The 13,718-nt window shown below is 44.0% G+C and carries 10 protein-coding genes and 2 tRNA genes; 5 read left to right on the top strand and 7 right to left on the bottom strand.

The features are described from left to right. Positions 1-197 precede the first annotated feature (197 nt). Entirely contained in the window at positions 198-3,005 is a 2,808-nt protein-coding gene (gene acnA, locus EPB74_RS08345; protein WP_274903800.1) for an aconitate hydratase AcnA, read from the top strand. A gap of 111 nt (positions 3,006-3,116) precedes the next feature. Here the strand turns inward: acnA and EPB74_RS08350 are convergent, their stop codons facing one another. The 7 genes from EPB74_RS08350 to gltX form a co-directional block, all read right to left on the bottom strand. Then, positions 3,117-3,575 carry a hypothetical protein gene (locus EPB74_RS08350; protein ID WP_089555948.1) on the bottom strand — a complete coding sequence of 153 codons (459 nt, stop codon included), beginning with the start codon at positions 3,573-3,575 and terminating at the stop codon, positions 3,117-3,119. Positions 3,576-3,638: 63 nt separating this feature from the next. After that, a complete protein-coding gene (locus tag EPB74_RS08355; RefSeq protein WP_274903801.1) occupies positions 3,639-3,989 on the bottom strand; it encodes a glutaredoxin family protein in 351 nt (116 codons plus the stop codon). Between the two features lie 138 nt (positions 3,990-4,127). Continuing rightward, complete coding sequence (locus tag EPB74_RS08360; protein WP_274903802.1) at positions 4,128-4,781, bottom strand: LysE family translocator; 654 nt, start codon at positions 4,779-4,781, stop codon at positions 4,128-4,130. A gap of 234 nt (positions 4,782-5,015) precedes the next feature. After that, positions 5,016-5,091, bottom strand: a tRNA-Glu gene (locus EPB74_RS08365). A 155-nt stretch (positions 5,092-5,246) separates the two neighbouring features. Further along, positions 5,247-5,322: transfer RNA gene (locus EPB74_RS08370), tRNA-Ala, on the bottom strand. Positions 5,323-5,444: 122 nt separating this feature from the next. Next, a complete protein-coding gene (locus tag EPB74_RS08375; RefSeq protein WP_274903803.1) occupies positions 5,445-5,810 on the bottom strand; it encodes a hypothetical protein in 366 nt (121 codons plus the stop codon). A gap of 153 nt (positions 5,811-5,963) precedes the next feature. Further along, positions 5,964-7,502, bottom strand: a complete 1,539-nt coding sequence (gltX, locus tag EPB74_RS08380) for a glutamate--tRNA ligase (protein WP_274903889.1) — start codon at positions 7,500-7,502, stop codon at positions 5,964-5,966. Between the two features lie 272 nt (positions 7,503-7,774). On the opposite strand from gltX, the gene rsmH reads away from it, so the two are divergent. The 4 genes from rsmH (at position 7,775) to EPB74_RS08400 (ending at position 13,651) form a co-directional block, all read left to right on the top strand. After that, complete coding sequence (gene rsmH / locus EPB74_RS08385; RefSeq protein ID WP_274903804.1) at positions 7,775-8,944, top strand: 16S rRNA (cytosine(1402)-N(4))-methyltransferase RsmH; 1,170 nt, start codon at positions 7,775-7,777, stop codon at positions 8,942-8,944. 250 nt (positions 8,945-9,194) lie between these two features. Continuing rightward, a complete protein-coding gene (ftsL, locus tag EPB74_RS08390; protein WP_274903805.1) occupies positions 9,195-9,731 on the top strand; it encodes a cell division protein FtsL in 537 nt (178 codons plus the stop codon). Beyond that, the gene (locus tag EPB74_RS08395; protein ID WP_274903806.1) at positions 9,728-11,836 is read left to right on the top strand and encodes a peptidoglycan D,D-transpeptidase FtsI family protein; all 2,109 of its coding nucleotides are present in this window, start codon (positions 9,728-9,730) and stop codon (positions 11,834-11,836) included. Before ftsL ends, EPB74_RS08395 begins: the two co-directional genes overlap by 4 nt. A 69-nt stretch (positions 11,837-11,905) precedes the next feature. Continuing rightward, a complete protein-coding gene (locus EPB74_RS08400; RefSeq protein WP_274903807.1) occupies positions 11,906-13,651 on the top strand; it encodes a UDP-N-acetylmuramoyl-L-alanyl-D-glutamate--2,6-diaminopimelate ligase in 1,746 nt (581 codons plus the stop codon). Positions 13,652-13,718: the final 67 nt, after the last annotated feature.

The following is a 13,718-nucleotide window of genomic DNA, read 5'->3' on the forward strand; positions in this document are numbered from 1 at the left end:
TTATGGTTATAGCAAGTGATTGTTAACGGTGTCTATGCTATACAACTTATTCAAGCAAACTATTCTACTTTCACTAGTTTTATTCAATACTTGTTAACTAAATATCAAATTTATAATAACCAAAGAAAGCTCCCATTTAGCCACCTGTTATCAAGACGAATTTTATAATTATTCATAACAACGATAAGGAAGCGACCATGAGTGATATTTTTAATGTAAAAGATACGATTGTAGTCGATGGCAAGGAACATGCCTATTACAGCTTGCCAGCGCTAACTAAAACCTATGAGAACATCAGTAAACTGCCATTCTGTATGAAAATCGTTTTAGAAAACCTATTACGTAACGAAGATGATGGTCAGTCTGTCGGTAAAAATCATATCGAAGCCGTTGCCAATTGGGATGCTGGTGCGGAAGCGTCAAAAGAAATTGCCTTTATGCCAGCGCGTGTCGTCTTGCAAGATTTTACAGGCGTGCCTTCAGTCGTCGATTTGGCCGCGATGCGTGATGCTGTCGTTGAGCTTGGTGGCAGAGCGGAGCAAATTAATCCATTTATCCCTAGTGAATTGGTCGTCGATCACTCAGTACAAGTTGACGTCTATGGCCGCGAAGATGCGCTAGATCTGAACGAAAAAATTGAATTTAAGCGTAATAACGAGCGCTATGAGTTTTTGCATTGGGGCAAAAATGCCTTTAAAAACTTCGTCGTCGTACCACCAGCGACCGGTATTGTGCATCAGGTAAACCTTGAGTATTTAGCGCGTGTTGTGATGGCCGCTGATGTCGATGGTGAGCTAACGGCTTATCCTGATACGGTATTTGGTACCGATAGTCATACCACCATGATTAATGGTATCGGAGTGCTTGGTTGGGGCGTAGGCGGTATTGAAGCCGAAGCGGCAATGCTCGGTCAACCGTCATCGATGCTGATTCCGCAAGTCGTTGGTTTTGAGCTGACGGGTAAGTTAACGGAAGGCGTCACCGCTACCGATTTAGTATTACGCGTCGTTGAGATGCTGCGTGCCCATGGCGTGGTTGGCAAGTTTGTCGAGTTTTATGGCGAAGGCTTACACAGCATGCCGCTTGCGGATCGAGCCACGATTGCTAATATGGCACCCGAGTATGGCGCAACTTGTGGTATTTTCCCTATTGACCGAATGGCGATTGATTATCTGCGCCTATCAGGTCGTGAAGAAAACCAAATCGAGCTAGTCGAAAAATATGCCAAGGCGCAAGGTTTATGGCACGATGCTGATACCCCATCTGCGACCTACTCAAGTAAGCTAGAGTTAGATTTGTCTTGTGTTCAGCCAGCGCTTGCTGGTCCTAACTTGCCACAGCAGCGCATTAACCTATCTGATATGCATAAAAAATTCGGCGAAACATTAGAGAAAATGACCAAAGAACGCAAATCAGAGATTGCTGGAAAAATACGCTTTGACCAAGAAGGCGGTGAGCAAGAGCAAGCCAAGGCCTTAGCGGCCAAACCCAAACCTTTCTGTGCTGAAGGCAGTACGTATTGTACGGTCAAAATTGAAGATGAAGAGTATAGATTGCGCGATGGTTCCGTTGTTATCGCCGCCATTACTTCTTGTACCAATACCTCAAACCCGGCAGTGATGATTGGCGCAGGCTTAGTCGCCAAAAAAGCGGCGGCAAAAGGTCTGACGGCTAAACCATGGGTCAAGACCTCTCTTGCTCCGGGTTCAAAAGTTGTCACTGATTACCTTGAAAAAGCTAAGCTGATGGATGAGCTAGAGAAAATTGGCTTTTATCTAGTCGGTTATGGTTGTACCACTTGTATCGGTAACTCAGGCCCGCTATTAGGAGCGATTGAAGGCGCTATCGAAGAAGGTGATCTGGTTGCCGCTGCTGTACTGTCAGGTAACCGCAACTTTGAAGGTCGTATTCACTCGCATGTTAAGGCAAGCTATTTAGCGTCGCCACCATTGGTCGTCGCTTATGCACTGGCAGGTACTGTCGATATTGACTTGACAACACATCCGTTAGGGCAAGATCAAGAAGGTAATGATGTCTTCTTAAAAGATATCTGGCCAACGTCGGATGAGATCAATGAGTTGATCGCCAATAATATCGATGCTGATATGTTCCGCAAAAACTACGGCGAAGTGTTTAAGGGTAGTGAAGCATGGAATGCTATTAGTTCAGCTGATAGCCAGCTATATCCATGGAGCGAGGAGTCTACTTATATTAAAAACCCACCGTTCTTTGATGGGATGACCATGGAGCCAGAAGGTATCCTCGATATCGAAGGCGCGCGTATCTTAGGTTTATTCGGTGACTCAATCACTACCGACCACATCTCACCGGCTGGTAATATCGATCCAGACTCACCTGCTGGCAAGTACTTGCAAGAGCGCGGCGTCATGCAAGCCGATTTCAACAGCTATGGCTCACGCCGTGGTAACGATGCAGTGATGACTCGCGGTACCTTTGCCAATATCCGTATCAAAAATACCATGATGGCTGGCAAAGAGGGCGGTTATACCTATTACTTCAACGGTGATAGCGCCACGCTACAAGATGGCGAAGAAATGGCCATCTATGATGCCGCAATGAAGTATAAAGAAGACAAGCGTCCGCTCGTGGTACTTGGTGGCGCAGAATATGGCTCTGGTTCAAGTCGTGACTGGGCAGCGAAGGGTACTATTTTGCTTGGCGTAAAAGCGGTATTGACCAGCTCATTTGAGCGTATTCACCGCTCAAACTTAGTTGGTATGGGTGTGTTGCCATTGACCTTTAAAAATGGCAAGAATGCAGAAACATACAAACTAGACGGTTCTGAAGTACTTAGCATTACTGGTTTAGATAACGGTGAGAGCAAAACGGCAAAAGTCACTGCGACACGCGCCGATGGCTCGACTGAGAGCTTTGATGTCAACGTCATGCTACAGACACCAAAAGAGCGTGAATACGTGCGTCATGGCGGCGTATTACACTATGTACTACGTCAATTGGCAGCTGAGAGTAAAGACGCTGCGTAATAGCTTGTTATTCATATGACAGAAAGCCTAATCCCTATTCTTTACTGGGATTGGGCTTTTTTATTAGGTGAAGAAAGGGGAAACAAGTATTTGAATTTTTATTTTCATTGGTTATCTAAAATTCTCATTCCAGCTCTCCTTAAATATTTTATTTAGGAATTGTTTTTTATCGATGCTACCGTCATTTTTCAAGCAAGTCTTATCGACAAAAAGATAATTCGTCCAGCTGATATTAGGAGATAGTTCATTGATTTCATTTACGATATCAACTTCACTAATTTCAGAAAAATCTCTGATAATAAGCCTTTCAGCCAGCTCTAAAAGGCGACTCTTTGTTTTATACTCTTGTGAATTCGGATACTCAGAAATTTTATCAAAAAATTTCTCATAATTGATACTCAAGTCTTCGTTTACATATTCCTCACTCCAGAATATATAATCACTCCAAAAAGGGTCGGGAGACAGTTTGTTTAGTTCAAGGTTTATTTCCATTTGCCTTGATTCTGAGCATGTGGCGTTAAGTAACTCTTCAAGTAATAATGTGATTTTTTTCTTAGCATCATCATCCATTATTGTTTTTCCTATTACCTAAAGTTATAAGGTTAGTATAAGACAAGTCAGCTTCAGCACAACTTACTGCTTTCGTATCTGTAATTCAATCTCAGGTTTGTTATATCCTTGGATCAATTCGCCATTAAATAGCATCAATGGTACCCCGCCACCGCCTAGACTTTCGTACTGTCTAAATCCTTCAGCAGAGCGTTCAATATCGTATTCGCAGTAGTCGACATTGTTTGAAGCTAGTAACTGTCTCGTCTGTTCGCAGTAACCACACCAGACGGCACCGTATAAAACAATATCGTTTTTTTCAGAGGCGTCACAGGCGACAGAGTCTGGAGTTACGGTACTTGCATTGATGAGGTACACACAACCAATCAATACAATAACACTGAGGACGCCTGAAAATACTTTCACAAAACTCATAGAACTACCTATTTATTTCTATTTTAAGCTGATTCATTGGCAATGAGTATAGTAGGGTTAAAACATGAAGTCTAATCGCTGCGCAAAAAGAATAGAGTGAAGTGAGTTATATACAAGCTTAGCTCAAGCAAGAAAACATTAAGCCTTGTCAGTCAGTAACTTAATACCCAAGCCAATAAACACCGCTCCGCTTATTTTATTTAAAATAACTTCCACAGTAGGGTTTTTACGCAGATTTTCACTAAATTTTGACGCCAATAATGCCAAACACAAGCACCATATAAAACCGGTTGTGGCAAAGCTTAATCCTAATAATAAAAAGGACAGCATGCTATTGGCATAACTGGAGTCGATAAACTGTGGGAAGAATGCCAAGAAAAACAAAGCAACTTTTGGATTAAAGGTATTGGTGATCACCCCTTGCTTATATATCTGCCACCTATCTAACGGTCGAGCAGTCGTCAGTTTTCCCTCATCAGGTAAATGATTGGCAAGTAAAGGCGTCTGTTTACTGGTCAGCATCTTAAAGCCTAGATAGCATAAGTAGCTTGCTCCAATATATTTTACCAGCGTAAAGGCAAGTGGTGAGCTGGCTAATAATACGGACAACCCAAATGCAGCCAATAAAGTATGGACTAAAATACCTGAAGTAATCCCTAGTACCGAATAAAATCCTGCCGTCTGTCCTTGAGATATACTACGAGTGATGATGTACATGCTATCTGTGCCTGGTGTTAGGTTTAACAAAATAGCAGCCATGACAAACCCTAGATAATTCTCAATACCGAACATAGCCAATACTTCCTTGTGATAGCAGTGAAGCTCGATATTTTATAGAGCGCCTTTATATTGCATTCTATCAATATTTCTAACGGTTTATATAGCTTTGCTAGCACTTTACAGAAACGACAGACATAAAAAAGCCCAGTCACCGTATGATGACTGGGCTTTTTTATTGTTCGCTTACTAGTCTAATCTGATGCTTAAAGCTGCTAAGCAAAAGTGCTAATAAGTGACGCCGTATAGTGGCGTCCCCAGGGGGATTCGAACCCCCGTTACCGCCGTGAAAGGGCGGTGTCCTAGGCCTCTAGACGATGGGGACGCATAGAGTGTTATAACCAAGCGGTTACAACGGTACTTCACAATATCAGAGAGCTTATCTAATAATAGAGCAAGCTGTGCCTAGGTGCTGATATCGTCCTACTAGCGAGTACTTATGTTAAAGTTTCAGTGAACTGAGCTTTGCAATAAATAGTATGGTGGAGCTAAACGGAGTCGAACCGTTGACCCCTTGCATGCCATGCAAGTGCTCTACCAACTGAGCTATAGCCCCTCGCTAAGAGTGTGCGTATTTTATGTAAGTGCAGCAGTCTTGTCAACCGCTATTTTAAAAATAATGCATAAATATGTGAAAAAGTGTGATTAAAGCTGTTTTAGTTACTTAACAAGCCCAAATTAGCGTGGGTTTTGCTTAATAGCAATCTCTTTAATGGCTTTATCGGTAAAGAATTCTTCTTCAGTACCATCTGAAAAAATAACTGCACCACATTCAGTGGGGATATATTGCCCACCTTTTTGTTGTACTGTACTGATACCTTTAAAGCCAACAATATCAGATTCCCTTAATCGATCTACATTATGATTGGTATAACTGCAATAAGAGGCGTATATCCATTTTAAATCTTCAAAGTCTTGACCGCTCGTGAGGGTTAGCTTGGCGTCGTATAGCTCTTTTACGATTGCATCATAGTATCTTTGCGCTTCTTTTAGTGTGTTAAAGACATAATCTTTGCTTTCTATCGTAACGGTTTTGGCTACCATATTTATTTCCAATTAAGATGTTAAATAAAGAATCAGTATTCGTACTCAAATAATGAGAGTAACGTAAAGAGGGGTCAGTAATAGCCTGACCCCTCTTTTTTATTCATTAATAATGTTATGAATCAACAATGTTATTAACAAACGGCTAAAAAACTATTCTGCTGCCAAAAAGTCTGGCAATTCAGCCGCTTGTTTTTCTAGTTTTTTCAGTTTCTTTTTACCCAAACCGCCCAATACATCAATCGCATGACGCAAACGTATCAGCGTCATATCAGCGCCGATAATCGCCATAGAGTTCATGACTGGCGTTGATGAGGTGCTACCAGCGATAGCGACAAAGAATGGTGCCATAAAGTCACGCATTTTAATATCAAGATGGGCAGCAAGACCTTTTAGCGTGGCGTAGATGTTTTCTTCCGACCACGTTGGTAAGGTTTCTAGCTGCCAAAGCGCCAGTTGTAGCATCTCTACAATTTGCTCAGCCGTTAGTGATTTATGCGTAAAGCTCTCAGCGTTGATATCAGGTAAATTTTGGAAATAAAAGCCACTCCAATTAACCGCATCAGACAGCAATTCGATACGAGGCTGAATAGCGGCGGCGATAGCCGTTAATTTATCGCTGTTACTTGCCCAAACAAGGATTTTGTTTTTTAGCTCTTCAGGCGTGAGCGCACGTAGCCATTCTGCATTAAGCCAGTTAAGCTTTTCGATATCGAAAATAGGGCCGCCAAGTGAGACGCGTTGAATATCAAAGCTGGCAATCATCTCATCCAAGGTAAACTTTTCAGCTTCATCAGGCATTGAGTAGCCCATACGACCAAGGTAATTTAGCAGCGCTTCAGGTAATACACCGGCATCACGATAGTAGGTGATAGACGTTGGGTTTTTACGCTTAGACAGTTTTGATTTATCTGGGTTACGCAGTAATGGCATATGGCAAAGTACGGGCATCTCCCAACCAAAATACTCATAAAGTAGCTGATGCTTAGGAGCAGAATTCAACCACTCTTCACCGCGTAATACATGGCTGATGTCCATTAAGTGATCATCGACGACGTTGGCGAGATGATAAGTAGGCATACCGTCGGTTTTTAGTAGCACTTGCATATCCACTTGCGTCCAAGGAATCTCAACCGTACCGCGTAGCATATCTTGTACCTGACAGACGCCTGTAGTTGGAACGCGCATACGAATCACATGAGGTTTCCCCTCACTGACCAATTGCGCAGTTTTTTCTGGCGCGAGGTGCGCACAGCGACCGTCATAGCGTGGTGTTTCGCCATTGGCCATTTGCTCAGCGCGCATCGTATCTAATTCTTCGCTGCTACAAAAACAACGAAACGCATGATCGCTATCTATAAGCTGCTCGGCATGTTTTTTGTAAATGCCACTACGCTCGCTCTGACGATAAGGCGCGTGCGGTCCACCGATGTCTGGACCTTCTGCCCAATCAAGACCGACCCAACGCAGCGCATCCAAAATCATTTTTTCAGATTGCTCGGTTGAGCGCGTTTGATCGGTATCTTCGATACGTAAAATAAATTCGCCGCCATGGGCTTTAGCAAAGGCTAAGTTAAATAAGGCGATATAAGCGGTGCCAACGTGCGGAAAACCGGTCGGTGAAGGCGCGATACGAGTACGAACAGGACGACTGCTGGTTGCAGCATTTTGGTTATGGCTGGAGGTTTGCATCATAGAAATCTCGGAATGTGGTTGTCAGAGGAAATGACTATTAAAATATGAATGAAAATACGACTGAAACAATAGCGGTCAAAGTAGAAAAATAGCGTAAAATATAGCGCTAGTATAACAGAGCGCGGGAATATTTTTAACGAAATGCCCCTCTAGCGCTTGACTACCCGTGTATCCTTGCGATAATAATGTCAAGTAAGTCATAACTTGTTTATTTTCATCTGATTTTTTACTATTACCGGTCAAAATGACCGTCATTTACTGAGTTGTTTGTGTCCATATCGCATAGTAAGCCAAAAAATACGCCAAATTCTAAAGAAAATCCTTCTTCAGCTACTGATAACTCTGAGTCAGCGGTTCATTTATCTGCTGTCGAAAACCATTCTGCTAATCAGCTTGCTCAAGAGTCTGTATCACCTCAAGCTACCTCTGATGAATTAAGTTTTGTCCATGATGCGGTGCTATTACAAGAAACAGTCGCTGCCGTTTTGGGCGTCAAATCGCTACCAAAGCAAACAGGCATTGATGAACAAAGCAGTGAAAGCCAAAATAGCTTAAAGATGAGTGGCATTTACGTCGATGCGACCTTTGGGCGTGGTGGTCATAGCCGCTTGCTACTTAGTCAATTAGCCGATGATGCAACTTTAATTGTCTTTGATAAAGATCCGACAGCGATTGCCGTTGCTCGCGAATTAGCAAATGCTGATAGCCGTGTAAAAGTGGTGCATGATAGCTTTGCGACATTGACGGACAGTTTAGCGGAAATGGGAATTAAGCAAGTCGACGGTTTGATGGCAGATTTGGGTATTTCATCACCGCAGATTGACGATGGCAGCCGTGGCTTTAGCTTTATGCGTGATGGCGCAGTTGATATGCGCATGGATACCAGTCGCGGACAGTCGGTCGCCCAGTGGCTTGAAACTGTTGATGATGAAACCTTAGCCAATGTACTTTATGATTTTGGCGAGGAGCGTCATAGCCGCCGTATTGCGCGTGCTATTAAGCAGATGGACAGTTACGACTCTACCTTGGCATTAGCAGAAGTAATCAAGGTTGCGCATCCAAAATGGCAAAAAGGCAAACATCCAGCGACACAAAGTTTTCAGGCCATGCGAATTTTTATCAACAACGAGCTTGGTGATGTTGATGAATTTTTAGCACAAAGTATTCCGGTTTTAAAAGCAGGCGGACAGCTAGCAGTGATTAGCTTTCATTCGTTAGAGGATCGCCGTATTAAGCAGTTTTTGCAGCGTCATAGTAAAGGGCAATATCCAGAAGATGAGAATTTGCCGATGCCGCCTAACCGCCCTCGTTACTTTAGTAAGCCGAAACGTGTCGGTCCAAGTAAAGCGGAAATAAGCCATAACCCACGCTCGCGTAGTGCATGGTTACGCATGGCAACTCGTACTGATACTGACTATGTGACAGATATTCAATCGTAAAAACCCTTATTAAATTATGTGGTTTAAATATGACTGAATGTCTTAATGATTACGCAGCTGTTAAAAAGCTGTAAACATTATCTGCTAGGCTCGGCAGTTGCTTTGGTTCTGATTTTATCGCTTGGTTTTACTTTTATTGTTTTACTTTTATTGATGGTGCTGATGAGTGCTGAGGTTTATATAACCCACAACAGAACTCATAACCAGTTATCGCTTCTTATATGTTGTAGTTCACTTTTTTGAGATGGTCATGGCAATATCTGACAAACCTGCAAGCCGCCGCGCCGCCACGCCACCCAATGCCGATGTTGGCGAGCTATTTGTGCGTAAATTTAAGTTATCAAATATTTATGTGGCCATATTAATATTGTTGGCGGCTGCTATTGTATGGAGTGGTATCAAAACGGCCGAAGGCGTCCAGCAATATCATCAGGATTATAAGACCTTGCAAGACATGAAAAAACAAGAGCGCAAGCTACAAGTTGAACATCAGCGCTTGCTTATTGAGCAGCAGACTTTTAGTGCGACGCCGCAAATTGCCAGTCGTGCGGTTGCTGAGTTGGGTATGTTTTCACCGACGCTCAAAGACAAGCTGATTATCCAGCCGGGTGCTGCAACCGCTGTTGCACTGGTTGACCCTGATGCCAGTACCTCAGATGTCGTAGCAGCCAATGATTCAGATATTATCGAAACTGATATTGCCAATGATACTGCTAATGGTGCGGCGAGTGATGCAGCCGTTGAGGTTTCTGCTACCGATTCTGAGCTAGCGGAGGCAGGACAATGAGTGATAAAAAGCCCAACGCCAATACTGCTAAAACCGCTGCAAAGAATGCCAGCAAAAAGTCAGCCAGCGGCAAGGTTACTAAGCCGTTGCGCCGAGCCAGTGCTGCAAAGTCTGGGCAAACGACCAGCAAACCTGATAATAAATCATCCGACAGTCGCAAAGCCAAGCTATTTGGTCGCTTAAAAAACAATGAAGAGCAGGGTGCTTATACCAGTGTTAAAAACCTAAAAAGTAAAAGAGCGTTTTTGGGTAAAGCGTCTGGTGCTTCCTCTCGCGGTGGCGTTGAGCAGGATAAAAACCGCTTTCGTCTGATTTGGGCAATAGCGCTTATTATTTTAGTAGCGCTCATCGGTCGTGCTTACTATATTCAAGTTCTCAACACTCAGTTTTATCAAGATAAGGGCAATGAGCTTATCACCAGTGTGCGCACGCAAAGCTCCTATCGTGGCATGATTACGGATCGCAACGATCTGCCATTGGCCGTTAGTGCGCCACTGGCGACCGTTTCTTTTAGCCCGCATGATTATGCCCGTGAATATTATGAGCTGAAGCGTATTATTATCACCAATCCTGAGAGTCCGCAGCTTATCGCACGTATGCAGAAGCGCTTGGATAATATGGATTTGACCACCCTAGCTGCTGCTGCCAATATTTCAGTTACTGAGCTAAAAAAAGTCACTGCTATCGACGATAGTATCGATGTGACTGATGAGGTAGCGGTCAAAGCGGCGCTGCCATCGGGTGCAGGCTCGCATTATTTGCCACTATTAAATAAAGTGACGCCGGAGATTGCCCAAAGTGTCAGCTCGCTTGACTTTCCTGGTGTCAATGAGAAAAACTTCTTTCAGCGTTATTATCCGCAGCCGCAACCCAATTCTCAATTGCTGGGTTTTATGGGGCAAAATGCCAACGATCCTGAAGGCGGTTACGAGGGGCGTGCTGGTATCGAACGTCAGTATGAAAAAGAGCTGGCGGGCGATGATGGTAAGGTTTTGGTACTTAAAGATGCCAAACAAAACAGTCTTAAAGAAATTAAACAGATTGAGCCAGAAGTGCCGGGCAAAGATGTGAAGTTGACCATTGATTCGCGCCTACAATATTTGCTTTATAAAGAGCTGGAAAAGGCGGGGCGTTTGCAAAAAGCGCGCTGGTCAACGGGTATGGTGGTCGATGTACAAACCGGTGAAGTACTGGCGCTATCGACATGGCCGTCATTTAACTCCAATAACCTGAATGAGATGACCGGTGAAAATCAGCGTAACCGTGCGCTTCTTGACGTCTTTGAACCCGGTTCAGTGATGAAGCCATTTACTGTGGCTGCGGCTTTAGATTCAGGGAAATATACGGCCACCACCTTGATCGATACCAATCCTGGCTCTATCCGTGTCCGTGGTTATACGATTCGTGACCATAACAATCTCGGGCGGATCACGATGGCAACGCTACTACAGAAATCGAGTAACGTCGCCTCGACCAAGATTGCTTTGTCTCTACCACCTGATGGCATTACCAATATGCAAAAGCAGTTTGGCTTTGGGACAAAAACACCGCTGCAGTTCCCAGGTGAAGGTAGTGGGCTTGTGGTCACACCAAAAGAAAAAGAAACCTCAAGACGTGCAACAGTCAGTTATGGCTATGGTATACAAGTGACGCTGGCACAGGTAGCGCAAGCTTACTCAGCGCTGGCGGCAGGTGGCGTGATGCATCCGCTAACGTTGACTAAGAATGACAAAGCGCAGCCAAGTAAACGCATTATGGCGCACGAACAGGCAATGGCCATCGTCCAGATGATGGAAAGTGTCACTGAGAATGGTGGTACTGCTAAAGGTGCGGCCATTGATGGCTATCGAGTCGCCGGTAAAACAGGTACTTCACGCCGTATCAATCCGAAGGGTGGTTATTATACCGATCAGTATCGTAACGTCTTTGCTGGTATGGCGCCAGCGTCGAATCCACGGCTAGTCGGTGTTATGTTAATCGAAGACCCACGTGGTCAGATTTATGCCGGTTTAACAGTGGCACCCGTCTTTCATAATGTCATGAAAGAGGCGCTGCGTTTATATAATGTGCCTTTGGATAAACCGTTAAAAACCGAAGCTCAGTAGTCGTAGCGGTCTTTTTTTAATGTTCAGTTTTTAACTATTTGATTTGTTTTAACCGTTTAGGATTTGCCAATGACCATGTCACCCTCATCGCCAAGCAGCGTTACTGTCACCTTGCAGCAGCTGATTGAAGCCAGCGGCAGTAATAATCGCAGCTTACAGCAAGCATTAACAGCGATGTTAAAGGCATCTATGCATAGCTCATCGAATCAAATGGCTTCGGTTGTCAACATTCCATTCCAGCAGTTTCGTTTAGACAGCCGTCAGCTAGCCAGCAATGACGTGTTTGTATTATTAAAAAGCCAAATCGCAAATTGTCAGAAAAGTCGTGATTATCTTTATCAAGCCGCTAACAATGCGGCTTTTATCCTATCAGAAATTGATCCTATCGCTTTGCTTACTAAGGCCAATGTGCCGCCTCATGCCAATATTACACTGACGACTGAGCATTCGCAGTCTTCAGCCAAGCAGCAATTAGCATCGCTATCTTGCCCCGTATTATACGTGCCCAATATTCGTGATTTTTTAGGTAGTTTGATCCAAGCACGTTTGCAGTATCAGCAACCAGTAAAACTACCGGCGGTGATAGCCGTGACAGGCACTAATGGCAAAACGACCATCAGTCAATTGGTGGCGCAACTCACCCAGCTAACCGGTATGAGCAGTGCCGTTATGGGTACGGCGGGTAATGGTAAGCTTGGCGCCTTGGTTCAGGCCAGTCATACCACGGGTGACGCATTAGCCGTACAGCAGTTTTTGTATCAAATGGGCAGCGAAAGTGCTGAGTTACTGGCATTAGAAGCCAGCTCGCATGGTTTGGATCAGCAGCGTTTACAAGGCATGCCAGTGTCGGTGGCGATTTATACCAACTTGAGCCGTGATCATTTAGATTATCATGCTGACATGGCAGAATATGCAGCGGCCAAAGCCAAACTATTTGATAAAGCACACTTTCCAGAGTTGACCCATGCCATTATCAATATTGATGACGAGTATGCGCAGATTATGCTTGATACGGCGCACGCCAGCAATTTGATTGTTTGGACATATAGCTTAGAGCCATCAAAAACGGCTACCTTTGTCGCTGCTGATATCAAGCCAAGTTTACAAGGTGTCGAGATTAGCCTGCGTACAGATTTCGATGATGGGAAAGTTAATAGTTTAGATATCGTCAGTCCATTACTCGGACGTTTTAACGTGGCGAATTTGCTGGCGGCTGTTGCCGCTTCAGTGGCACTTGGTGCTAATACGGATAACGATATTGATGTTGATAATGATAATGATATTAACGACAACATTGAGCGCATTACCGCAGTTGTCCCACAACTGCAAGGCGCTATTGGGCGTATGCAGCGCGTACCGTCTAATGATGGCTGTTTTATCGTTGATTATGCCCATACGCCTGATGCCTTATGTCAGGTATTGACCAGTCTAAAAACCCATTGTAAAGGTCAGTTATGGGCAGTGTTTGGCTGTGGCGGTGACCGTGATACAGGCAAGCGCCCATTGATGGCGCAAGCAGGGCTGGTAGGCGCGGATAAAGTCATATTGACAGCGGACAATCCACGTACTGAAGACCCCAACGCGATTTTGCAAGATATGCAAGCAGGGATGAGCACTGAGCAATATCAGCGCACCCATATTGAGCCTGCGCGGCAAACAGCGATTGAATATGCGGTCAATCAAGCAGCTGCTGATGATATCGTAGTTATCGCTGGCAAAGGTCATGAGACTTATCAAGAAATTAATAACGTCCGTTATGATTTTGATGATAGTGTGATTTTGCATAACGCTTTGGCGCAGGCTGGACGAATATAGGTCATAGCTATTGCGACCAGTTTTTAATTTCTCCAAATGATTTTAATATTTAACGATAAAAATAAGT

The sequence above is a fragment of the Psychrobacter sp. DAB_AL62B genome, from assembly GCF_028895345.1.
Classification (GTDB): domain Bacteria; phylum Pseudomonadota; class Gammaproteobacteria; order Pseudomonadales; family Moraxellaceae; genus Psychrobacter.

Coding starts and splice junctions, on each gene's coding strand:
- acnA (WP_274903800.1), top strand. CDS start 198: ATGAGTGATATTTTTAATGTAAAAGATACGATTGTAGTCGATGGCAAG.
- EPB74_RS08350 (WP_089555948.1), bottom strand. CDS start 3,575: ATGGATGATGATGCTAAGAAAAAAATCACATTATTACTTGAAGAGTTA.
- EPB74_RS08355 (WP_274903801.1), bottom strand. CDS start 3,989: ATGAGTTTTGTGAAAGTATTTTCAGGCGTCCTCAGTGTTATTGTATTG.
- EPB74_RS08360 (WP_274903802.1), bottom strand. CDS start 4,781: ATGTTCGGTATTGAGAATTATCTAGGGTTTGTCATGGCTGCTATTTTG.
- EPB74_RS08375 (WP_274903803.1), bottom strand. CDS start 5,810: ATGGTAGCCAAAACCGTTACGATAGAAAGCAAAGATTATGTCTTTAAC.
- gltX (WP_274903889.1), bottom strand. CDS start 7,502: ATGCAAACCTCCAGCCATAACCAAAATGCTGCAACCAGCAGTCGTCCT.
- ftsL (WP_274903805.1), top strand. CDS start 9,195: ATGGCAATATCTGACAAACCTGCAAGCCGCCGCGCCGCCACGCCACCC.
- EPB74_RS08395 (WP_274903806.1), top strand. CDS start 9,728: ATGAGTGATAAAAAGCCCAACGCCAATACTGCTAAAACCGCTGCAAAG.
- EPB74_RS08400 (WP_274903807.1), top strand. CDS start 11,906: ATGACCATGTCACCCTCATCGCCAAGCAGCGTTACTGTCACCTTGCAG.